General features: G+C 40.8%; 14 protein-coding genes. 9 read left to right on the forward strand and 5 right to left on the reverse strand.

The annotated features are described in order from the left end of the window. Positions 1-2 precede the first annotated feature (2 nt). The 5 genes from R3O62_RS10625 to R3O62_RS10645 form a co-directional block, all read right to left on the reverse strand. Positions 3-1,949: a heavy metal translocating P-type ATPase gene (locus R3O62_RS10625; protein ID WP_269110109.1), complete on the reverse strand. Its 1,947-nt coding sequence runs from the start codon at positions 1,947-1,949 to the stop codon at positions 3-5. Between the two features lie 117 nt (positions 1,950-2,066). Beyond that, positions 2,067-3,101, reverse strand: coding sequence for a YeiH family protein (locus R3O62_RS10630; RefSeq protein ID WP_269110110.1), 1,035 nt, complete (start codon positions 3,099-3,101; stop codon positions 2,067-2,069). A 225-nt stretch (positions 3,102-3,326) separates the two neighbouring features. Further along, positions 3,327-5,348, reverse strand: a complete 2,022-nt coding sequence (locus tag R3O62_RS10635; protein ID WP_022011865.1) for a RagB/SusD family nutrient uptake outer membrane protein — start codon at positions 5,346-5,348, stop codon at positions 3,327-3,329. A gap of 12 nt (positions 5,349-5,360) precedes the next feature. After that, a complete protein-coding gene (locus R3O62_RS10640) occupies positions 5,361-8,645 on the reverse strand; it encodes a SusC/RagA family TonB-linked outer membrane protein (RefSeq protein WP_370633229.1) in 3,285 nt (1,094 codons plus the stop codon). 135 nt (positions 8,646-8,780) lie between these two features. Next, positions 8,781-11,537, reverse strand: a complete 2,757-nt coding sequence (locus R3O62_RS10645) for a sugar-binding domain-containing protein (protein WP_269110111.1) — start codon at positions 11,535-11,537, stop codon at positions 8,781-8,783. Positions 11,538-11,783: 246 nt separating this feature from the next. Between R3O62_RS10645 and R3O62_RS10650 the strand changes: the two genes are divergently transcribed. From R3O62_RS10650 to R3O62_RS10690, 9 genes are all read left to right on the forward strand, one after another. After that, positions 11,784-12,665 (forward strand): AraC family transcriptional regulator, encoded by an 882-nt coding sequence (locus R3O62_RS10650; protein WP_005775995.1) that lies wholly within the window; start codon positions 11,784-11,786, stop codon positions 12,663-12,665. Between the two features lie 300 nt (positions 12,666-12,965). Continuing rightward, positions 12,966-13,598 carry an HU family DNA-binding protein gene (locus R3O62_RS10655; protein ID WP_317473018.1) on the forward strand — a complete coding sequence of 211 codons (633 nt, stop codon included), beginning with the start codon at positions 12,966-12,968 and terminating at the stop codon, positions 13,596-13,598. Between the two features lie 937 nt (positions 13,599-14,535). Then, complete coding sequence (locus R3O62_RS10660) at positions 14,536-16,275, forward strand: hypothetical protein (RefSeq protein ID WP_005809703.1); 1,740 nt, start codon at positions 14,536-14,538, stop codon at positions 16,273-16,275. Next, positions 16,257-17,000, forward strand: a complete 744-nt coding sequence (locus tag R3O62_RS10665; protein WP_317473019.1) for a hypothetical protein — start codon at positions 16,257-16,259, stop codon at positions 16,998-17,000. Before R3O62_RS10660 ends, R3O62_RS10665 begins: the two co-directional genes overlap by 19 nt. Positions 17,001-17,075: 75 nt before the next feature. Next, positions 17,076-19,340, forward strand: a complete 2,265-nt coding sequence (locus R3O62_RS10670) for a cation:proton antiporter (protein WP_101602891.1) — start codon at positions 17,076-17,078, stop codon at positions 19,338-19,340. 41 nt (positions 19,341-19,381) lie between these two features. Continuing rightward, positions 19,382-20,035, forward strand: a complete 654-nt coding sequence (locus R3O62_RS10675; protein ID WP_005776017.1) for a LysE family translocator — start codon at positions 19,382-19,384, stop codon at positions 20,033-20,035. A gap of 20 nt (positions 20,036-20,055) precedes the next feature. Further along, positions 20,056-20,601, forward strand: coding sequence for a DUF4924 family protein (locus tag R3O62_RS10680; RefSeq protein ID WP_269110114.1), 546 nt, complete (start codon positions 20,056-20,058; stop codon positions 20,599-20,601). A 125-nt stretch (positions 20,602-20,726) separates the two neighbouring features. Beyond that, positions 20,727-21,590 carry a dTDP-4-dehydrorhamnose reductase gene (gene rfbD / locus R3O62_RS10685; RefSeq protein WP_022011862.1) on the forward strand — a complete coding sequence of 288 codons (864 nt, stop codon included), beginning with the start codon at positions 20,727-20,729 and terminating at the stop codon, positions 21,588-21,590. Positions 21,591-21,614: 24 nt separating this feature from the next. Continuing rightward, positions 21,615-23,189: a peptide chain release factor 3 gene (locus tag R3O62_RS10690; protein ID WP_005809698.1), complete on the forward strand. Its 1,575-nt coding sequence runs from the start codon at positions 21,615-21,617 to the stop codon at positions 23,187-23,189. The last annotated feature ends 136 nt before the right edge of the window (positions 23,190-23,325 follow it).

Below are 23,325 nucleotides of genomic sequence, written 5' to 3' on the forward strand. Positions count from 1 at the left end.
TCTCATTTAATCATTTTCTGTATACGAATAGCATTCACTATGGCAATCAATGTCACACCTACGTCTGCGAAAACTGCTTCCCATAAAGTCGCAATACCACTTGCTCCCAATACCATTACCAGCAATTTTACTCCAAATGCCAGCGATACATTCTGCCAGATGATCCGGCGCGTACAACGTCCGACCTTTATGGCAGTCGCCACTTTCGAAGGTTGATCTGTCTGGATAACCACGTCTGCGGTTTCAATAGCGGCATCACTTCCTAACCCTCCCATCGCAATACCTACATCACTTAAGGCAAGTACCGGAGCATCATTCATTCCGTCACCGACAAAAGCAATCCGGTTATCTTTGTTTTCCTTCAGCTTTTCCATATGCTCTACCTTTCCTTCCGGTAGCAGATCACCATACGCCCGGGTAAGTCCCAGTTTGTTTGCAAAAATGCTAACAATACTCTGTTTATCACCTGACAAGATCTGAATATTCTTAATATTTAACTCTTTAAGTGATCTGACAGTATCTGCTGCATCGTCCTTTAACACATCGGACAATGTAATGTAACCTATATATTTATTTCCGACAGCACATACGACTGTTGTTTCCGTTATCGAAAGAATATACGCCGGAAACTCAATGGAATATTTCGACAACAATCTGGCGTTACCGACCAACACTTTTTCTCCGTCAACCTCAGTCATTAACCCATAACCTGCAACCTCTTCTATATTCTCAGCAGCAGTAAGGCCAATCTTTTTCTTTTCGGCATAACTAACAATAGCTTTGGCTATCGGATGAGTACTATTTTTCTCAACGGAAGCTATTATACGTATCAGTTCTTCTTTTGAAACGCCTGGAATAACTTCACAGGATTCCACTTCAAAAACTCCTTTAGTCAGAGTACCTGTTTTATCAAATACGACTGTATTGACACGGGTTATGGCATCCAGATAATTTCCACCTTTGAACAAAATACCTAAACGGGAGGCTGCTCCGATTCCTCCGAAATATCCTAATGGAATACTGATAACCAATGCACACGGACATGAAATCACCAGAAAAACCAATGCCTTATACAGCCAATCATTAAAAACAAATCCGAATAACGGGTTTATGAATGAATAGATATATGGGATCAGCACAATCAAAAAGGCAAGGCCGATAACAATAGGGGTATATATACGGGCGAATTTTCTAATAAACAATTCGGCCGGTGCTTTACGTTCAGAAGCGTCCTCTACAAGTTCCAGAATACGAGCCAATGCGCTTTTATCAAAAGGCTTTGTCACCTTCATCCGGATCACTTTGTCTGTAACAATCATACCGGCAAGTACCTCCTCACCCTTGCGAATATCTCGTGGAACACTCTCTCCGGTAAGGGCCGCTGTGTTGAATGCTGCTATTTCGTTAAGCATAATTCCATCCAACGGTACACGTTCACCGGCTTTTATTTCGATAATTTCGTTTATAAAGACTGACTTCGGATTGACTGTAACGATCTCGTTCCCTCTCACTACCATTGCCTTTTCGGGTCTGACATCCAACAAGGCACTGATATTACGTTTAGCCTTGTCTATTGCTCGATCCTGAAATAATTCACCAACTGAATAGAACAGCATGACAGCAACTCCTTCCGGATATTCCCCGATATAAAAAGCGCCTAATGTTGCGACTGACATCAACGTAAACTCACTGAAGTAATCTTTCTGGAGAATACTTTCCCATGCTTCCTTTATCACAGGTAAGCCGACAGGCAGATAGGCCAATACATACCAAACCAAAGAAACTGTATTTTCCTTGAAAAAAGCAATATCCAGTTGATTCATTATACCGCCTGCTACCAACATCACCAATGAAAGCATTACTTGCCAATATTCGCTTATGAAGCCATTTGCTTCCTGGCAATTTCTGACCTGCATATTTGCATTCGTTTCACATTTGCATTGTCCCATAATCATGTTTATTATTAGGTTTATGATGCAAAGGTAGCGGATTGCAGGTGCAACAAAGTTGCAAAAACTCAACCGGAAAAGTTTCGAAGGCATTTCGGAATCCGGGAAGGTACTTTTTTACATCAAAACAGGTGCAAGGAATTTAACCAGAAAATATCCCCCGGCAATCAGCCATAGATACAACAGGGAAGCAAGTATAAATGGTTTGGCACCAGCTTTTTTGAATTTGTCAATGCTGGTTTCGGCTCCCAATGCAGTCATCGCCATGGTAAGCAAAAAAGTATCCAGATTATTGATGAAAGTGATCAACCCTTGTGGCAGTAAATCAAAAGAATTAAAACCGATAACTGCCAGAAAACCGATGGCAAACCATGGAATGGATATGTCTTTCATGCGGCCGCCTTGTCCGCCTGTTTTCACTGCTGCCCTGGATACCATGAAACTGGTGATCAACAGTACCGGAACCAGCATCATTACGCGGATCATTTTCACGATAATGGCAACATCGGAAATTTCTTTTCCCATCGCATTTCCCGCACCTACCGTATGTGCAACTTCGTGTAACGTAGCACCGGTAAAGATTCCCATTTCGTTGGGCGACAACATAAAAGTTCCGTTTCTATATAATATAGGATAGATAAACATTGACAGAGTACCAAAAATAACTACGGTGGACACAGCTACCGCAGTTTTGTATGGCTTGGTCTGGATGGTCGATTCAGCCCCTAAAATAGCGGCTGCACCACAAATGCCGCTACCAATGGAAGTCAGTAGTGCGACCCCACGGTCCATCTTAAGCATACGTCCAATTAAGATACCTCCGAGAATAGTTGTAGCTACTACAATGGCATCGATAAATATGGCAGGTAGCCCCACTGCCAGCACATCCTGAAAAGTCAATTTAAAACCATAAAGAATAATGCCTATCCGTAAGACACGTTTTGAGCAGAACTGAATACCCGGTACCCATGTTTCCGGCAGATTGTTTCTGAGGCTATTGGCATATAGCATACCTAAAATAATACCTACGATCATCGGACTGAAAGAGAGTCTTTTTATGAACTCCATGTCGGCTATGTAAAAGGCTGCACATGAAAACAGGGCTATTAACAAGACCCCGTGAAGCATACTGTTTCTTTTTTCGCTTAACATAAATGAATTTATTTATAGTGTTTTTATTAGTACACCACAAAGTAAGCACTTTAAATCGGGACGCAAGCAATTAAAAAATTTATACCCCATAACTTATCGTTATTTCTGTTCTTGAAAATATGTTCCGGTTTTGTTATTATAAAAAAGCCCCATCCAAAGTATAATCTATACGCTTGGGATGGAGCTTGATTTCAGGAAAAGTCAATCAGACTGATCACTATCCTTTTATTTTTCTGCAGGCATTGCCGGTGTTGTGGGCCAATATGGATTTTGGTACAGCGGAGATAAATGGACGGATGTATGGTCAGAAGCTGTCAACAGGAATTGTTTAATTGGCAATGGTTGTAAATAATGGGCCATATGCCAGATATAACCATCCTTATATAAGTTCCCGGATCCCATATTTTTCTGATAAGGCCGGAGATACTCACTTAAACTGGCGTTTGAGACATTTGCCGATGAACTACCGTCAGCAACCAACTGACCGGCATCATACCATTGTTCCATCGGAGTGTTCCAAAGATGGATTCCCTCCACATGATACGGTTCCACCATCATCTGCTCCAATGCTCTCCACCGTATTAGATCCATCCAGCGTAATCCTTCAGCCATTAATTCACTGCGACGCTCCCGACGCATGTTATACAAAACAGGGTCAGTCAATAATGATCCGGCAGAGTATGCGCCCCAATCTAACTTCTCTTTTTCCATATTGGTGGATGCGATAGTCACTTGAGGGTCAATAGCGGTTCCATTGAAGCCGGCTGCTGTACGAACGGTTTTCCAATACTCCAATATCTTTCCTGAAGCTATATTCTTCGTCAACTGATACTCAGCTTCCATATAGTTCAAAAAAGCTTCTGTTGCACGAAATACTATTGATCCGGTATAGCCGGTTCCGTTACCACACAGCTTTTTATCGAATGTACCACCTTTGCGAATTGCATATCCTGTACTATAGCCTTTTTCTTCGTTTGTCGATAATATGACCGGATAGGGTTCATACTCCATTCCCATTTCCTCTTCAGCATCCATATTCTTAAATAAATTTTTCTGGTTCGGTTCTTTCAGGAATATGTGTAAACGGGGATCTGCATTTTCTCTGACTGATGCCAAGGTTTTGTCATCATAAGAAAAATCATCATGGGATGCATAAACAGGCTTGCCGTCCTTCATGACAAAGCCTTCTACCATACTGCGGGTTAAACCGGTACCATAGTTGCCATGTTGAACCGAAACCTCGATGTTATTCACAATACTCAGTCCTTTGCTGTATTCACGCCAAAGCAAAACGTCAGGGTATCCGGACATGTCGATATTGCCAAACATGCTGAAATAAGGATTGTCAGGATCCGTTTCCGATTGAGGCACCATTCCTGTATTTTGAGTTAATTGTCCTTTGTACTTATCAGCAACAGTTTCTGCACTTTTTGCTGCAACTGTAAAGAAGTAGGTTATTTCATTATCGATATTACCCGAAGGATATTCGTAGTTGGCATTATACTCTTTATCTTTACCGGGCCAACCTTCACCGTTCGGTACAAAGGCAGTTCCTTTAAAATAGTGCAACCATGAGCCCTCAAACAATCCTACACGCGATTTTAATAAAAGAGCTACATCCGGAGACAGGCGATTGCGACGGTCATCAAAATTGTCGCTCATATAAATTAGTGCACTGTCTAAATCTGCAAGAATGAAACGGGCCACTTCATTGCGTGGGCTACGTTTGTTGGCCTCTACCAGGATTGTTTCATCATCTGGCATAGCTTCTTTCAAGATTGGTAAATCTCCCCACTTTTGAAGCATATCAAAATATGCGTAAGCGCGGAAAAAGTAAATCTCGCCAATATATTGACGAATATTGCGCTCTGAGCCGGAAATTCCTCCTTGATTATAATAACCTAATATTGTATTCAAGGAATAATTGATATTGCGGATATTGCTCCATGACCAGTTGCCGTTGGTTTGCCCAACCTTCCACTGATCTGTTGCATATCTGCCGTCTGCGGAAAAAGTTGCCTGATTGTCTGTGTGAACATCGTAGGCAAAAGTTCCATAATTCCCGCCATGAGAGGGCAATACATCTGTATATAGTTTATTGGCTATGGCCTGAACCTGGCTTTCTGTTTGATAATAATCTTCCGGAACTACATAAGAAGGAGGTTGCTTATCTAAAAAATCTTCACAGGCAACAACCGAGGTAGCAAGTAATGCTACAGATACAAAACGTAGAATATTTAATTTCATTGTTATCTTCCATTAAAATGTTACACTTAATCCACATGACAGAGTTCTCGACAACGGATAACCGTTACCTCCCGAACCACCGGAGATTGTTTCCGGATCAAATTGATCGACCAAGCTTGTCCCGGTCCACAAATTTTCTCCGGAGAAGTATATACGTAAATTCTGGACTCCATAACGAGAAGTCAGTCTGGTAGGGAATGTATATCCCAACTGTAAGTTTTTCAGACGAATATAAGCAGCGCTCTGTAAATAGCGGGTCTGTGTCTGTAGATTCTTATTGCTATATAGTGGGCGAGGTAAATAGGAATTAAGATTAGGACTCTGATAGCCCTCCTGAACCGACCATGTATCATCATTACGGAAGTAATCACTTACACTTTCAATTCCGGTAGCATGCCACATTCCGCTATTGCTTGCACCAAACAGATAAGTACTTCCTTGCCAGAAGTCGCGTTTCATAACCCCTTGGAAGAACATACGGAGATCAAAGCCTTTCCAGGAAGCATTCAGATCAAGACCAAACAGATAACGGGGAGTTGTATTACCTATAACAGTCCAGTCCCCCGTATCATTCAGTGTCCCCGAACCACCGGAAATCTTACCATCACCGTTTATATCTGCATACATAATATCTCCTGCCTTCCAGTCCGAACCCAATGCGCTCTGTCCACCGTTAGGCATTGTTGCTAAATGGGCCTGCATTTCTTCATCTGTCTTTGCAAGTCCCACTGTAGTATATCCCCATATCTCATTGGTATAGCGTCCTTCAATATACGTACTGACTGCTTTAGTCGGATTATTCGGATATCGTGTGATTTTCGTACGGGCATCCGAGACGTTAAATTTCGCGCCATACGTAAAACCATTATTCAAGCGGTCATTCCAACCGATTGAAAGTTCCCATCCGGAGGTTCTCAAGTCTGTATTGTTGGTAATCGGTACACCTGTACCCAGCAGAGCCGGTAGTTCGGGAGCGTTGCCAACCATATTTTTTGTATCGCGGATATACCAGTCGAATGATCCGGTCAAACGATTATTGAATACTCCCCAATCCAATCCTAAATTATAACTCTCAATTGTCTCCCAGGTTAATGAAGCCGAAACAAGTCCCGGAGCCGAAGCGGTATTGGGTTTATTGCCATTCATCAGCCATGCGCCATTCGAAGAACCCACCGACATGGTTTGATAAGTCTGATACCAGTTCGTTGTATTTTGGTTTCCCAATAAACCGTAGGAAGCACGAAACTTAAGAATATTGACAATATTGTTCAAAGGTTCAAAGAAGTGTTCACGCGCAACATTCCATCCCAAAGAGAAAGAAGGAAAGGTTTTCCACTGGTTGCCTTTGCGGAAACGTGATGTGCCATCTGCACGGAGATTTGCTTCGAGCAGATACTTTCCGTCATAACTATAATTGATACGTCCGAAAAATCCGGCTGTAGCCCAGTCATTGCGGGATCCATTGACAGATGGGGTTATGGGATTCCCGTCGTAATCGAGCCCGTTAGTCAAGTCTACCTGAGGTTTATTCGGAAACATAATACCGTCACGTTGCAGACCGAATTGAGTTTGTTTCAGATTTTCAGCCTGGAAGCCACCCATTACATGAAGATCATGCTTTTGGTTGAATTGGTGTGTGTATTCGGTATATATATTGAAATTATAATAATTCTCTTTATAATAATCTTCGTGTACATTCGAATATTTGTCGCAAGCATAGGCATTGCCTTCCACATCATGGTTGTAAAGCACTTGTTTATCCCAGTAGTTATTGGCCGACTTGATACGGTAATTGAAATCCACGTGTGTAATCCAGTCTTTTACCGGTTCGAAAGTAAAACTCACTTGATGATACATGTTATCCGTTTGAATCTTACCGGTTCCTCCTTCCGCTAATCCCAATATGGGAGAAGGGGCATAAAAATAGTAACCGTTGGGATCATACAAAGGTAAAACAGGCCAACCTTGACGAGCCATGTCCGAATATAGAGAGTTAGTCATTGTTGCGGGGCGTTTGTAATCTTCCCGGGTAAATCGCATTGTATAGTCAAACTTGAGCCATTTAGTCAGTTCGGAACCAATCTTTGCAGTGCCATTGTAGCGAGATAATCCCTCTTCTCCCAGATTCATAAAACCACCTTGGTCCAGATAATTGAATGAAGCATAATAATTCAACTTCTTAGTGCCTCCATTGACACTAAAGTTATGTTCTTGTGAGAAGGTCCACTTTTTAAAAATCATATCATAATAATCAATATCATCTACCCCGGTCACATAGCCATCTTGCCAGTATCCGTTATCACCGGCCAAGAGGGAGTACAAGATAGTCCCATCGTCAGTGATACGTTGTGCAGGTCCGTAAGGTTTGGCATTGTGATAGGCAACAATCTTTTTCATACGATCATTTGTAATGTAGGTTCCACCTCCTCCATTGGTATTGGTGTCATTGATCCAACTGGCAAAGTCAACCGAATTCATCATATGGTTCATATTAATCGGGTTTCCCCAGCGGAAACTATTATTATAGTTTACCTGGGTTTTGCCTTCCGTGCTTCCTGATTTGGTTGTGATCAAGATTACACCGAATGGTGCACGTGAACCATATATTGATGATGCAGCCGCATCCTTCAAAACAGAAATATTGGCAATGTCCTGAGGATTAATGGAATTAAGATCACCTTCCATTCCATCAACTAAAACCAAAGGTTCACCGCTGGTTCCCTGTCCGATAGTGGTAGTACCGCGAACATTTACACTTGGTTTATCTTCCAGGCTACCGTTCGTCTGTGTGATTCGTAGTCCCGGAACCATACCTTGCAATGCTTGTGCCGCATTGGTCACCGGACGTTCTTTCAACTCTTTGGCTGAAACAACGCTGACGGACCCTGTCAGGTTTACCTTTTTCTGGGTACCGAATCCCACAACCACGACTTCATCCAAAACCTCCGAATCTTCTTTCAAAGTAATATTATACGATTTTCCCGGAGACGTTTTTATTTCCTGAGACTTATAGCCGATATATGAAATTACGACTATCACACCATCCGGGACAGACAGAGAAAAGTCCCCCTCTAAATTTGTCACGACTCCATTAGTGGTTCCCTTTTCTACGACGCTGGCTCCAATAACCGGCTCTCCATTGGCGTCCGTCACTTTGCCGGAAATTGTATTTTTCCGCTGAAAAGTCTCTTTTACTACAACATTAGGCTTGCCCGATGTTGCAAAGACAGCCGAGGGAGCAAACCCGGCAGACAGCAATAAAGCCAATAGTAACTTACAATTGTTTTTCACTTTCATGTTTTTCATGTTTTTAATTTTCCAATCACATAAAATTAACGTTAACTAAATAAATGTCATTAAATTAAGTATATCAAGTTTGGCCAAAAATGATTATATCTCCGAATCTAACGCAGTTCCTTTCTTCTATACGGGTTATTTCGAATTCCTATCGAACATGTCTTTTATTTCCTCAAAGTTTTCAATGATTGTAGGATCGAAATCTGTGCTATTCATGTATTTCAGTAATGAAACAAGCATTTGTTTTGCTACCGGTCTGTTCTCTAAATCAGATTGCAAATCGAAAGTGGCTAATACCAATTTGCCTCCATGCACTTTGCCTTCATACAAAGAAGCCAGACGGCGATTATTAGTAAAGTTATCGACCATTTCTACAATAGGGGTCCCTCCCTGTATACTATCTGTTATCATGGTTTTGGAGTTCTTATTTAAATCCCACCATTGCCAATCGGTGTGCATGTCTGTCGGAAAATCAGCCAATGCTTTATGAGCCGGATTACATAATACTCCCATTGTCCCGGCCTGATTCGGAAAATGTACCGGGCTCCAGAATACAGGTACGAATTTGCCTTCGATACCTTTCATCTTTTTCCAATCCGGATTGAAAAGGACTTTTTGCCCTTCATTCAGCCATGCCATGGCCTGATCATAATTACGGGTATATTTCACATTACCCCATTCTACTTTTTCTCCTTCAGGATAAACCCATATGTTCCATCTGTTTACATAATCTGTTCCGATTACTTTTACACACACTTCCAGTTTTGAAGCATTCTGTATGTCTGTCAAGGGTACCGATATCTCACCCAATTTTCCATTATAACCAAATTTCAATTCTCCTACTTGTATTTCACCATGCTTTACAGAACGTCCTTTATCCAGAATATCCCAATGCAGTGTTTTGTTTGTCAGAATATCGTTTCCGTAATTGCATAACTCGATCTTAGCTTGAAACATTTCATCGTTTTTATATACTGCTTTAGGAAAGCGCAATAACGGCACCACCGGTGAACAAAACTCCCGGAAGGCTTTACCGTCGATAATTCCTTTACTTTCCCAGAAGGCATTCAATAGTCCGACGAGTGCTGTTCCTTGTCCCGGAAAGTCATGTAAATCAAGTAATTGAAAACCACTGATTCCATCAGTTTTCAATGCACGCTCAATTTCTTCTTTATATAAGATTGCGGCTAACTTTCCGGAAGCCATTAAATAATCGGGTGCTTTATCAAGTAATTTCTTTTTTTCAAGATCATTCTTCACAGCCATAAAATTTAAGGGTTTCAGAACTCCGGTATATTTGGAAATCTCGGTTAAATCCGGATAAACCGAATATTGTCCTATTTCGTGAGTAATCAGAGGGACCTGTATACCTGCAACCGATTCACTGTAATCTTTATCGAATGTAGGGGATAGTTGATTGAAAACTCCCTGTCCCCGTACCCAGCCTTTATTGGTCCACTGCGTGACAAAGAAATCATCGTTTGATTCCGGCCATCCGCCATGTCCGCCTTCGAACGTAAACGAAGTTGTTACGTATAAGTGTCTGTTATCCTTTGCTTTCAATTCGTCTAACATTGCAGACAGAATGGTGAAATCTCCCTGCAATTCGTTTCCCAGGCTCCAAAGGCAAAAAGAGGGGTGATTGCCGTAATTTTTGATAATCCGGTCTGCTTCTTCTCTTAAAAAGCGTACGGCACTTGAATCCTGCCCAATTGTAAGTACCCATGCAGGAAGTTCAACCTGTAAATAAAATCCCATTTCATCTGCTGCTTCAAAAGCTGCTTCGGGAGGGCACCAGGAATGAAAACGGAGATGATTCAGCCCATATTCTTTGGCTGCGGCATATACTTTTTGCCAGCCTTCTTTATTCATTGGAGGAGTTCCGGTTAATGGGAATATGCAACACTCCAATGTACCTCTTAAGAACAAAGGTTTATTGTTCATCAACATTTTATCACCGTTTGTTTCCAATTGGCGCATACCGAAATCTTCTTTTATTTCTGATACTCTTCCATTGGCCTCCAATGTGACCGTAGCCTGATACATTTCAGGAGTAAATTCATTCCATAATATCGGGTTATCTCCCATGTTGTAAAGCAACTCAACCGATGAGGCTCCGGCTTTCACATCCATCTTTTTTACCTGCTCTTCAAGTTGTTGAGAGCCGTTTTTTGCAGATACTTTCATCGAAAGCAATGCATGTTCTGCGGCAGGTGTATTGTTTGAAAACGAAATAACGGCTTTTACCTGTTTGTTTTTTACATCGGGATATAGTTGTATGCTTTCTAAACGTATTTTTTCCATGGCCCGGACAGTCATATCTCCTAAAATACCATTCCATTTAATTTGTGTATGATCTGTATATGCATGTGCCATACCATTGGAGATATCATAACGCTTGCGATTATCGACGCGTATGGTCAGAATATGCTTTTTACCGCATGTCATATAAGGAGTCAGATTGTAGCGGTGTGGCGTGCTTAAGCTTTCTTCATGTCCTTCGACTTTCTTATTATCTACCCAAACCTGAGTATCCCACAAGGCTCGTTCCAAATCCAGAAGCAGCTCTTTATCATTCCATTGGGCAGGGACCGAGATCTCTCTTGAGTACCATGCAACTCCTACGTAATTGTGCAAACGTGTGAGATATAATAACTGGGGTTTTGACAGTGTAGGTTCCAAGGCATTGAGGGTTCCAAGTCCGGCATCGTCAGTTGTACCCGGTAACTGCATGGGCGTTTCAAACAGGTTGCCTTGCCATGATTCTTTTATTCCAACATCTGTACTGTCCAGCCTGACAGTCCACTCTCCGGAAATATCCAACTGTTTCTTTTCAGAAGAACATGATGTCGACAGAATAATGATCAATAAAGAAAATAGTAGTTTTTTCATATTATTACATTTTAAATATTACAAATAGCTGATCTTTCAACATTGCAAAATAGCTAAGAAAATATAACCTTGAAAATGTAAGAAAGGACTGTTATGATGTATAAAATCTCTAATTTTAAGTGATTATATCATTGATTATCTTTAGAAATACCCTAATAACCAGTGTTTTCAGATTAATTCAATAAAAAGAGTCGAAAAATATCTCGTTTTATAATAAAGATGTATATTTGCAAAAAGAGTGTAACTATGGAACGCAAAAAAGAAGGATTTACCAATCAAAGAGCGATTGTTCTTCCTGAAGCTATAAAAAAAATATTGGTCGGCAACGAGCTGACTAATTTGTTGTATGTAACGGATATCGGGTATTATCCACATGCCACCGGACACTATCGAGCCAGAAGATATGGTTCGCAACAGCACATTCTTATATATTGCACTGAGGGAGAGGGCTGGTATAGCATTCACGGTCAAAGACAGAAAGTATGCAAAGACCAATTCTTCATTATCGAAGCGGGCTTGCCACACATTTACGCCGCTTCAGAAAACAGTCCATGGAGTATATATTGGTTGCATTTCACCGGAGAAAAAAGTCATTTGTTTAATTCATTCTACAACAAACTGCATAAAATAGATGAATCTCCCAACGCACGTATTAAAGATCGGATGCAGTTGTTCGAAGAAATTTACCAGAATCTGGAAATGGGATATAGTATTGAAAACCTGGAATACACTACACTGTGTCTATGGCATTTTATAGCTTCCTTCAAGTTTGTTTCACAGTTTAGAGAAATTAATCGGGCCAAACAAGGAGATGTCACTCAGGAAGCGATCAGTTATATGAGAAAGAATATCGAAAAGAAACTCTCGCTGGATGATATAGCCGGCAGTGTCAACTACTCATCTTCGCATTTCGGACAAGTGTTTTTAAAGAAGTCCGGATACACTCCTTTAAATTACTTCAATCAATTGAAAATACAAAAGGCCTGTCAGTTACTTGACTTTTCAGACTTGAAAATAAAAGAAATAGCAGAACAACTTGGCTTTTATGATCAATACCATTTCTCTAAAGTATTCTATAAGCAGATAGGCGAGACACCAAGCAGTTACAAAAAAAGGAATAAAGGATAAAAAAAGAAAATGCAAAAGTGCAGCTGATAAATGTAGGAAAGTAGTACTTAAAGTTTGTTTATAAGGCAAATTGAGTGTATCTTAGCAGGCAAGATGTATATCTTAGCGGCCAAGATGCAAATCTTAGCTGCTAAGATGCACATCTTGCGACGCAAGATGAACTTATCGCCTAAGGGAGGCCATTTACTGAAGTAGCCGGAGCGACTTTGTCCGGCATACTTGGCAAGTTTTTACCTTTACTTCCGACAAGCCCACTCTTTATCGGTTTTCTCTATTCACCTTTTAAAAACATTGCAAGCTATGGCTGAATATCAAATGCAAGAACTGACTCTTCCCAATGAGGAAGACAAGAAAATTCTTTTCCCGCGCATGAAACTGTCCGGGCAAGTAGACTTAAATTACATTGCTTCACACATTAATTATGCAAGTTCTTTTACCCCGGGGAATATCATCGGACTGACGAAGGCTTTGGCGCAGGCCATTGCCTATGAAATGGGGCAGGGACATTCAGTGAAAATCGACGGACTGGGTATCTTTACTCCTTCACTGGGGTTACGTGACGGAGCCGAGCGTGAGAGTGGTGAGAAAGGTGGTAAAAAACGTAATGCCATGAGCATCTGTGTAAAGAATATCAATTTTCGTGCTGACAAACAACTGATCATTGAAACAGGAGACCACTGTATGCTGGAGCGTTCGGAATGGAAGTTCAGGCACTCTTCGCAATTCTACTCAGAGCAGGAACGGCTCAAGATGGCACAGGACTATCTGGCTGTGAATCATTTTATGAAAGTGGCGGATTATTGTCGCTTGACGGGGTTGTTGCGTGACAAGGCTGCACGGGAGTTGAAACGCTGGACCGAACAACCTGAAACAGGTATTGATTATCGGGGACAGGGCTCGCATAAGATATACATGGTCCGTTCCAACTTATGAGTGTGTCCTTACAAAAAAGATAATCAGTGCATACGCATCGCGTTGCCGGGACATATCGGTATTTTTGCGGAAGAAACCTGATTCCGACTCGTCTTAAAATGACTTCATGTTATTATTGTGTGAAGTTGTTTTAGGGCAAGTAAGATACCGGACACCATTGATTGCGGATATGTATCGGACAGATTTTAAATGATCTGCTTTCTTTATAATATGCATCCGCTCTTTTCTTCTCTGTTTACGAAATATTTTTATCTCTAAATAATCACTATTTACATCCATATAAACTCTCGTATTTGCATTATATTCCATATTCTGCGTTTATTGATTTCTTTGAATTAATATATATTTGTATTTTTGATTCACTTTTATATCACAATGAAAAGAATGATTATATCGATTAAGATGTGAAGTTTTTACTCTCTATGAAATAATGATGTAATTAAATAGTGATAGGTGTGTCACTGTTTTTGGTGACAAAACTGTATTTAATATTGTTTTATGGTGGCAAATAGTGAAATGAATAATACGTAATTGATAAATTTTGAAATATTTTTTTCTGTTAAGTATTTGAAATGATAAATCTATGCGCTATATTTGCTGTTACACTAAAAGATACTAAATGAAGAATCGCTCTTATTGAAATAATGTTAACTGTACGGCTAACGCTATTGGATCCGTTAAATAAGAATTCAATAAGAGAAAGAAAAGATATATTTGATAATAAAATTTTATAGGGGTATTACACTTACATAACAAATTACTTTATTATAGGTACAAGAATATTGGGGGAGATGCGAGGATATTACAGTAAGTCAAGCTTGACATTATTATTGCTCAAATATCAGTTGAAAAACGAGATTTATACAGGATAAGCTGCATTGGATGTTTTGTTCACTGAATAATAACCGGAATTGACGTTAATATAAAAGTTCTATATATGAAAAAAATATATCTGTTATTATCATTTCTTTCTGCATTCTTTTTGCTCTCGGCTTGCTCAGATGATACTGAGCAATGTTTATATTCTCCTAAAGTATTTGATACCGGTAATTTATTGAGTAATAAAGTAAAAGAGGAATTCTTGAATTTTGATTATCCTGCTGGAATTGTTCCGGTTCTTTTTGCGGCAGATAGCATAGAGCCCATTAAAATGGGTGCTTATGCTGACGAATGTTTTGATGCTCTTGTGGATTCAATATCTGAATCAAAAGATTTTAAACGTAGGGGAATGCTGGTACTTGTGTCCAGGAATCCGGAGCTGATTCAAATTCGTTTGGGGAGTCGGTATCGGGTTTATTGTAATATGACTGGCGCAACTTCCGGAGTCGATTACTTAAACTTGCAGAAACAAATACGGGAAAAAGGTATAGAAGAAACTCTTCCGTTGTTTTTACAAAATACATCAGTTCGCATTCAAGAGTTGAATGCTTTACCTTCGTATAAAAAATATCGAATAAATTCTGCCGTATCGGCTATTTCTACTTGCCTGGAATACATAGGAACTCCCTCGGAGAACTTTTATGGAAAATGTGTTTTAACTCCTATTCTGAAGACAACGTCATTGGGGTACTATGTTTTTAAATCTTGGCTGCTGACCTTCATGTTTGTATGTCTGATAATGCTTTTGTGTCGTTGGGCATTGTTTTTAGTAGTGAAGCGTTTATTGCAGAAACATGTTATAGGCCTTATTTGGTCTCAAAAGATTATCAATTGGGGATTAGGATTGTTGTTTTCTATTTCAGCAGCGGCTTCGGCTATTATTTTATCCAGCGGACGTATGGAAGATGCGATCGCATTACAGGCCATCGGAGTTCCTTTTATAGAAAATTTTCAGATAGCGGCTGCCGATTATGTGTTGAAAACATCTTTTGTGGCTGCGTTCTTTTTTGTGTTGATGTATGCTTTGAAACGTAATATAGTATCAGATATATTTTTATATAGCCTCTTGGAACCAGAGAAGCAACAGGCTATTTATCATAATTTGAGTGATGCTCAAAAGACTACTTTGGTTATAGGGCATGAAGCGGATCTCAGCAAAGTTGAAGAAAGTTCTGAACCATATTCCGAATTATTCACTTCTCGTGTTTCCCAACGGGAAACCATGACTATTGTTTCGTTGGCGATGGCAGCTTTATTTTTGATTCCGCGTCCATTGATAATTATGGGCATTGCTTTAACCATTTATCCTTTGGCCGGACAATGTGCGAAGATCTATCATGTTGTAAGTAATAATACACTTCCTGAACAAATAAAAAGAGATAGGAGGACATCGTTAATAACTAATTTGCTTATCATTTTTATTATAGCTTTTATTACTGTTTTGATGGGATTGTTTTTTAATCCTATGCCGGATAAAAAAGAGATTGATTTAAATGAGGCAAGAACCGAACTGGTCACATCGGATAGGCTTGAGGGGAATTATACCGTTAGTAAATCTATTGCCGGACAAGTTCAGGTATCCAGTGGAATTATAAAAAAAATAAAAAATGGTGCGTTTCAATTATTGATAACCGGCAAGTCTTCACCTAAAGTGTACAAACTTGGTTTTGACGCTGATGAAATGATATTTGTTTCTGAGGAATTGGGTAATGGGATCATTCATTATGACAAAGATTTGGATAAAATTAAAGTTGTATTTACTATAAATGAACATACGACATGGACAATTTCAAAATGATTTATTCGATTCCATTTCTGTTTTTTACTTTTGTATCTTGTAGTAACTCGTCAACAGAAATGGTTGCTAAAAGTAAGTATGATGCTCAAATTGCTGAGTATAAAGAGTTAAATGAACAGCAAGCTGCTGTTATAGAAGATAACTTAGAGAAAAGTAAGATCATCAATAATGTAGTGACAGAGTTGAACCAAATAGCCGGGAATACGCAATCTTTACGTGTGAATGTAGAACATGGGGTCGGAGAACTAAGCCAGGCTGAAGAGATTAACCGGAAACTCCAGATTTTGAAGAAACGATTGACCGTTGTCGAGGGGAAGCGTAGTGACAGCAGTAAGAATCTGTTGGCAACGATGGATAACCTGAAGAGTATTATAGAACAAAAAGAAATTGAAATAAATAATCTCAAACAAGAGATTGCGAATCAACAACAGACCATTGCTAATCAGAAAAACACAATAGCTAATCAGCAGGTAACGATTGATGCCCAAAGTCAGGAACTGATGGCTAAGCAACAGGAAATGTGGTACAAATTAGGTGTTGAACTGCATTCAGTTGTAGAAGAATTGCCAAAAGTGAAAGGCAGGAAGGATAAGCGAAACATTAAAAACACCAGATATTATATTCTTAACAAAGCAAAAGAGTGCTTTGAGCATGCTGCACAATTGGGACATTCGCTCGCAAGTTCGAAAGCCCGGCAGATAGAAGGTGAGATGAGCAGGTTATAATACGTGATTTTATTGTTTTTCTGTTTTTAATTAGTAGAAAACATTAATTTTGCATTCGATTTAAATCCGATTCGAATGTCACAACTTCCAACGTTAATAGCCGACCTCGCTCTGATTTTGATTTGTGCCGGTGTTATGACTTTGTTATTCAAGAAACTGAAGCAACCACTTGTGCTGGGTTATGTCGTTGCCGGTTTTCTTGCCAGTCCACACATGCCTTATACGCCTTCGGTGATGGATACAGCCAATATTAAAACCTGGGCGGATATTGGAGTCATCTTTTTGCTTTTTGCCCTTGGACTGGAATTCAGTTTTAAAAAGATAGTGAAGGTTGGAGGTACGGCTGTCATTGCTGCCTGTACCATTATCTTCTGTATGATTCTGTTGGGGGTTGCTGTCGGGATGGGCTTTGGTTGGCAGCGTATGGACAGTCTGTTTCTGGGCGGGATGATTGCTATGTCTTCTACTACCATCATCTACAAAGCGTTTGATGATTTGGGGTTGCGGAAGAAACAATTTACCGGTTTGGTGCTCAGTATTCTGATTCTTGAAGATATACTTGCCATTGTGTTGATGGTGATGCTTTCAACGATGGCTGTCAGCAATAATTTTGAGGGAACAGAGATGTTGAGCAGTATCGGTAAACTACTTTTTTTCCTTATTCTTTGGTTTGTGGTAGGTATTTATGCCATACCCGAATTTCTGAAACGTTGTCGGAAATTGATGAGTGAAGAAACATTGCTGATTGTTTCTCTGGCTCTCTGTTTCGGTATGGTGGCTATCGCTGCCAATACGGGCTTTTCTGCTGCATTCGGTGCCTTTATTATGGGGTCTATTCTTGCCGAAACAATTGAGGCCGAATCTATTGACCGATTGGTGAAACCTGTGAAGGATTTGTTTGGAGCTATCTTCTTCGTATCAGTGGGAATGATGGTAGATCCTGCAATGATTGTTGAATATGCAGTTCCAATTATAGCTATTACATTGGCAGTAATCTTGGGTCAGGCTTTTTTCGGCACAATGGGCGTTATGCTGGCGGGACAACCTTTAAAGACAGCCATGCAGTGTGGTTTTAGCTTGACACAGATAGGGGAGTTTGCTTTTATTATCGCTTCTCTCGGTTTGTCCTTGCATGTGACAAGTGATTTTTTATATCCGATCGTAGTTGCTGTTTCTGTTATCACCACATTTCTGACTCCTTATATGATCCGTGTTGCCGAGCCGGCTTCAAATTTTGTAGACCGTAAGTTGCCCGAGTCGTGGCGACGTTTCCTGATGCGGTATACTAACGGTTCCCGGACCGTCAATCATGAAAGCCTTTGGCGGAAATTACTGTTTGCCTTGGCACGGATTCTGGTGGTTTACTCCATTGTCAGTATTTCTGTGATTACCCTTTCATTTCGTTTTGTGGTGCCCTTGTTTCGTGAACATCTTCCGGGTATCTGGGGACCACTGGCGGGAGCTGTTTTTACTATTTTGTGTATATCTCCTTTCCTGCGGGCCATTATGGTGAAGAAAAACCATTCGGTAGAATTCATGACTTTGTGGAATGACAACCGTGTCAACCGGGGACCTTTGGTTTCTACGATTGTGTTTCGTGTAGCTGTTTCCGTTCTGTTTGTCATGTTCGTGATTACCCGTCTCTTTAAAGCGTCTGTCGGATTGATGTTCGGAGTTGCCTTGTTGCTGGTAATCCTGATGGTTCTTTCACGGCAGCTGAAGAAACAATCTATTTTGATAGAACGTAAATTTTTTCAAAATCTCCGTTCCCGTGATATGCGTGCCGAATACCTGGGGGAGAAAAAGCCGGCTTATGCCGGGCGTTTGTTGTCGAGAGATTTACACCTGACCGATTTTGAAATTCCCGGAGAATCGGCTTGGGCCGGAAAAACATTGCTTGAGCTGAATTTGGGCAAAAAGTATGGAGTGCATGTTGTTTCTATTCTACGGGGAAAGCGTCGGATTAACATTCCGGGAGGTTCTGTCCGTTTATTCCCGATGGATAAGATACAGGTTATTGGTACTGATGATCAGTTAAATACATTTGCAGAGGAAATGTCTCATGTTTCTGTTATCGATTGGGATGTGTTTGAGAAAAGTGAAATGACATTGAAACAATTGTTGATTGATACTGATTCTGCTTTTTTGGGCAAAACGTTGCGTGAATCAGGTATCCGGGATAAGTACCATTGCCTGATAGCCGGTGTGGAGCGGGGAGGGGAGGCTTTGATGACTCCTGACGTAAATATTCCTTTTGAAGAAGGAGATGTGGTATGGGTGGTAGGTGAGAATGAAGATGTATACCGGTTAATAGGGCAAAATTGTGATAGAAAACGTTAACAGGATACTGGCATATCATAAAAAAATGCGATATTTGCGAAATGATTCAGATAGAGACTATACTTGATATACTTGTTAAAGGATTCGTGATTGGCATTGTGGTTTCTGCACCGCTGGGGCCTGTAGGCGTCCTTTGTATTCAGCGTACTTTGAATAAAGGACGCTGGTACGGATTCGTTACCGGTCTGGGTGCTTCGTTGAGTGATATTGCTTACGCCCTTCTAACGGGATATGGCATGAGTTTCGTGTTCGATTATATCAATAAGAATATTTTTTATCTACAGCTTCTCGGAAGCATTATGCTATTGGTTTTTGGTATATATACATTCCGTAGCAACCCGGTACAATCCATCCGTCCGGTATCAGCCAATAAAGGTTCTTATTTCCACAATTTCATCACCGCTTTTGCGGTTACACTTTCAAATCCTCTTATAATTTTCCTTTTCATCGGTTTGTTTGCCCGTTTTGCATTTGTGCAACCCGGTGTGTTGGTTTTTGAAGAGATAACCGGTTATCTGGCCATAGCTCTCGGAGCATTGGCATGGTGGTTCGGAATTACTTTCTTTGTCAATAAAGTGCGGACACGATTCAATTTGCGTGGCATCTGGATTCTGAACCGGGTGATCGGAAGTATTGTGATGGCTGTGTCTGTGTTTGGATTGATATTCACTCTGTTGGGGGAATCTATCTATTAATGTAGGAGAAAAGAAAGAAGATGAAAATAGCGCAACAACTGAAAGAAAAGAATATTGCCGAGTACCTTATATATATGTGGCAGGTAGAAGATCTGATCCGTGCCAATGATTGTGATATCGACCGGATTAAGGAGAACATTATATCCCGTTACAAGATTGGCGATGAAGAACGCCGTGAGTTGACGGAATGGTATTCTAATCTGGCTTCAATGATGTGGGAAGAGGGAGTCCGTGAGAAAGGACATCTCCAGATAAACCGAAATGTAATCATTAACTTGACCGAACTGCATGCAGCTTTGCTGGCGTCGTCTAAGTTTCCTTTCTATAGTTCGTCTTACTTCAAAGCACTGCCTTTCATTGTAGAGTTACGAAATAAAAACGGTCAAAAGGAAGAACCGGAACTTGAAACCTGTTTCGAGGCTTTGTATGGGATGATGTTATTGCGTTTGCAGAAGAAGCCTATCAGCCCGGAGACTACAAAGGCGATGGAGGCTATCAGCAGTTTCCTGTCTATGCTGGCTAACTATTACGACAAGGACAAAAAAGGAGAGTTAAAATTGGAATAGAAATGAATACGATTCACCACAGATTACACGGGTTCTCACAGATTAATAATTTATTTTACTGCGAGTTAAATTAAAATATCTGTGTTAATCTGTGTAATCTGTGGTGAATTCAAAATAAGATAGAAATGAATATATTAGTCACCGGAGCCAACGGGCAACTTGGCAATGAAATGCAGGTGCTTGCCAAAGAAAACCTGCAGCATACGTACTTTTTTACGGATGTGCAGGAGTTGGATATTTGTGATGAACAAGCTGTTTATGCCTATGTGAGTGAACACAAAATTGATGTCATTGTGAATTGTGCGGCTTATACAGCGGTGGATAAGGCGGAAGATGATGCTGAATTTTGCGACAAACTGAATAATGTCGCACCAGGATATTTAGCTCGGGCGGCGCAAGCCAACGGAGCTGCGATGATTCAGGTTTCTACCGACTACGTGTTTGATGGCACAGCCCATATCCCTTACACAGAAGATCAACCCACTTGTCCGACCTCAGTTTATGGCTCTACCAAATTGACCGGTGAGCAGAACGTGATGAACCATTGTGAAAAAGCTATGGTAATCCGTACGGCATGGTTGTATTCTATCTATGGCAACAATTTTGTGAAAACGATGATTCGTTTAGGACGTGAGCGTGAGTCTTTGGGGGTTATATTTGATCAGATCGGTACGCCGACTTATGCCAATGACTTGGCTCTGGCTATTTTTGCAGCCCTTAATAAAGGTATTGTCCGTGGTATCTATCACTTTAGCGATGAGGGAGTTTGTTCTTGGTACGACTTTACAATAGCCATTCATCGTTTAGCGGGAATCACTTCATGTAAGGTGAAACCATTGCATACTGCTGATTATCCGGCAAAGGCACCTCGTCCGCATTATTCCGTACTTGATAAGACGAAAATAAAAGAGACATTCGGCATTGAAATCCCGCATTGGGAAGAAAGCCTGAAACGTTGCATTAATCAATTAAGAGTGGAGAATCTGTGATTCTTCATCCTCAATTCTTGAAATATGGCAGATAATACAGAAATATTAAGAAGGCGCACTTTCGCCATTATTGCACACCCGGATGCCGGTAAGACTTCACTGACTGAGAAATTGTTGTTGTTTGGCGGACAGATACAGGTGGCAGGAGCAGTAAAAAGTAACAAGATTAAAAAGACGGCGACTTCCGACTGGATGGAGATCGAAAAACAACGTGGTATCTCAGTCACTACTTCGGTGATGGAATTCGATTACCGGGACTATAAGATTAATATTCTGGACACTCCGGGACACCAGGATTTTGCCGAGGACACATACCGTACCCTGACGGCAGTGGATAGCGTTATCATTGTGGTAGATGGCGCGAAGGGTGTGGAAACCCAGACTCGTAAGTTGATGGAGGTTTGCCGGATGCGGAATACACCGGTGATTATCTTTGTCAACAAGATGGACCGTGAAGGGAAAGATCCGTTTGACCTGCTGGATGAACTGGAAGAAGAACTGATGATTCAGGTGCGCCCATTGTCGTGGCCTATCGAACAGGGTGCCCGTTTCAAAGGAGTTTATAATATTTACGAACAGAAACTCGATCTTTATCAACCCTCTAAACAGGTGGTAACGGAAAAAGTGGAAGTGGATATTCATTCCGAGGAATTGAACAAGCAGATTGGTGATACGCTGGCTGATAAATTACGTGGTGATCTGGAGCTGATTGAAGGTGTGTATCCTGAATTTGATGTAGAAACTTATTTGCAGGGAGAGTGTGCTCCTGTATTTTTCGGTTCGGCTTTGAATAACTTTGGTGTGCAGGAATTGCTCAATTGCTTTGTTGAGATTGCTCCCGCTCCCCGTCCGGTACATGCTGAAGAACGTGAGGTGATTCCCGAAGAACCTAAATTTACCGGTTTTATTTTCAAGATAACAGCTAACATCGACCCTAACCATCGTTCATGTGTGGCATTCTGCAAGATTTGTTCTGGCAAATTTGTAAGAAATGCGCCTTATTTGCATGTGCGCCATGGCAAGACGATGCGTTTCTCTTCGCCCACCCAATTTATGGCACAGCGTAAGACAACTATCGATGAGGCTTGGGCGGGAGATATTATCGGTTTACCGGATAACGGAACGTTTAAAATTGGCGATACGCTTACCGAAGGCGAACAGCTTCATTTCCGTGGTTTACCGAGTTTTTCACCGGAGATGTTCAAGTATATTGAGAATGCCGATCCGATGAAGCAGAAACAGCTTGCCAAGGGCATCGACCAGTTGATGGACGAAGGTGTGGCCCAGTTGTTTGTCAACCAGTTCAATGGCCGCAAGATTATCGGTACAGTGGGGCAATTGCAGTTTGAGGTCATTCAGTATCGTTTGTTGAACGAATACAATGCTTCTTGTCGCTGGGAGCCATTAAGTCTGTACAAAGCATGCTGGATTGAGAGTGATGATCTGGAAGAACTGGAAGCATTCAAAAAGCGTAAATATCAGTATATGGCCAAAGACCGCGAAGGGCGTGATGTCTTTCTGGCCGATTCGAATTATGTGCTTCAGATGGCACAGATGGATTTCAAAAATATTAGGTTCCACTTTACGAGCGAGTTCTGATTCGCTTTACGAAATAAATTGGATTAAGACGGTGGGCGGGTTGCAGAACAGTGCAATTTGTCCACCGTTTGTTCTCTTTCTGACAATATAAAAACACCTTGTTAACGCATTCTTATGGTATAATTTTCCCTAAATA

Origin of the sequence: Bacteroides hominis, assembly GCF_033042785.2 — a bacterium.
Taxonomy (GTDB): domain Bacteria; phylum Bacteroidota; class Bacteroidia; order Bacteroidales; family Bacteroidaceae; genus Bacteroides; species Bacteroides hominis.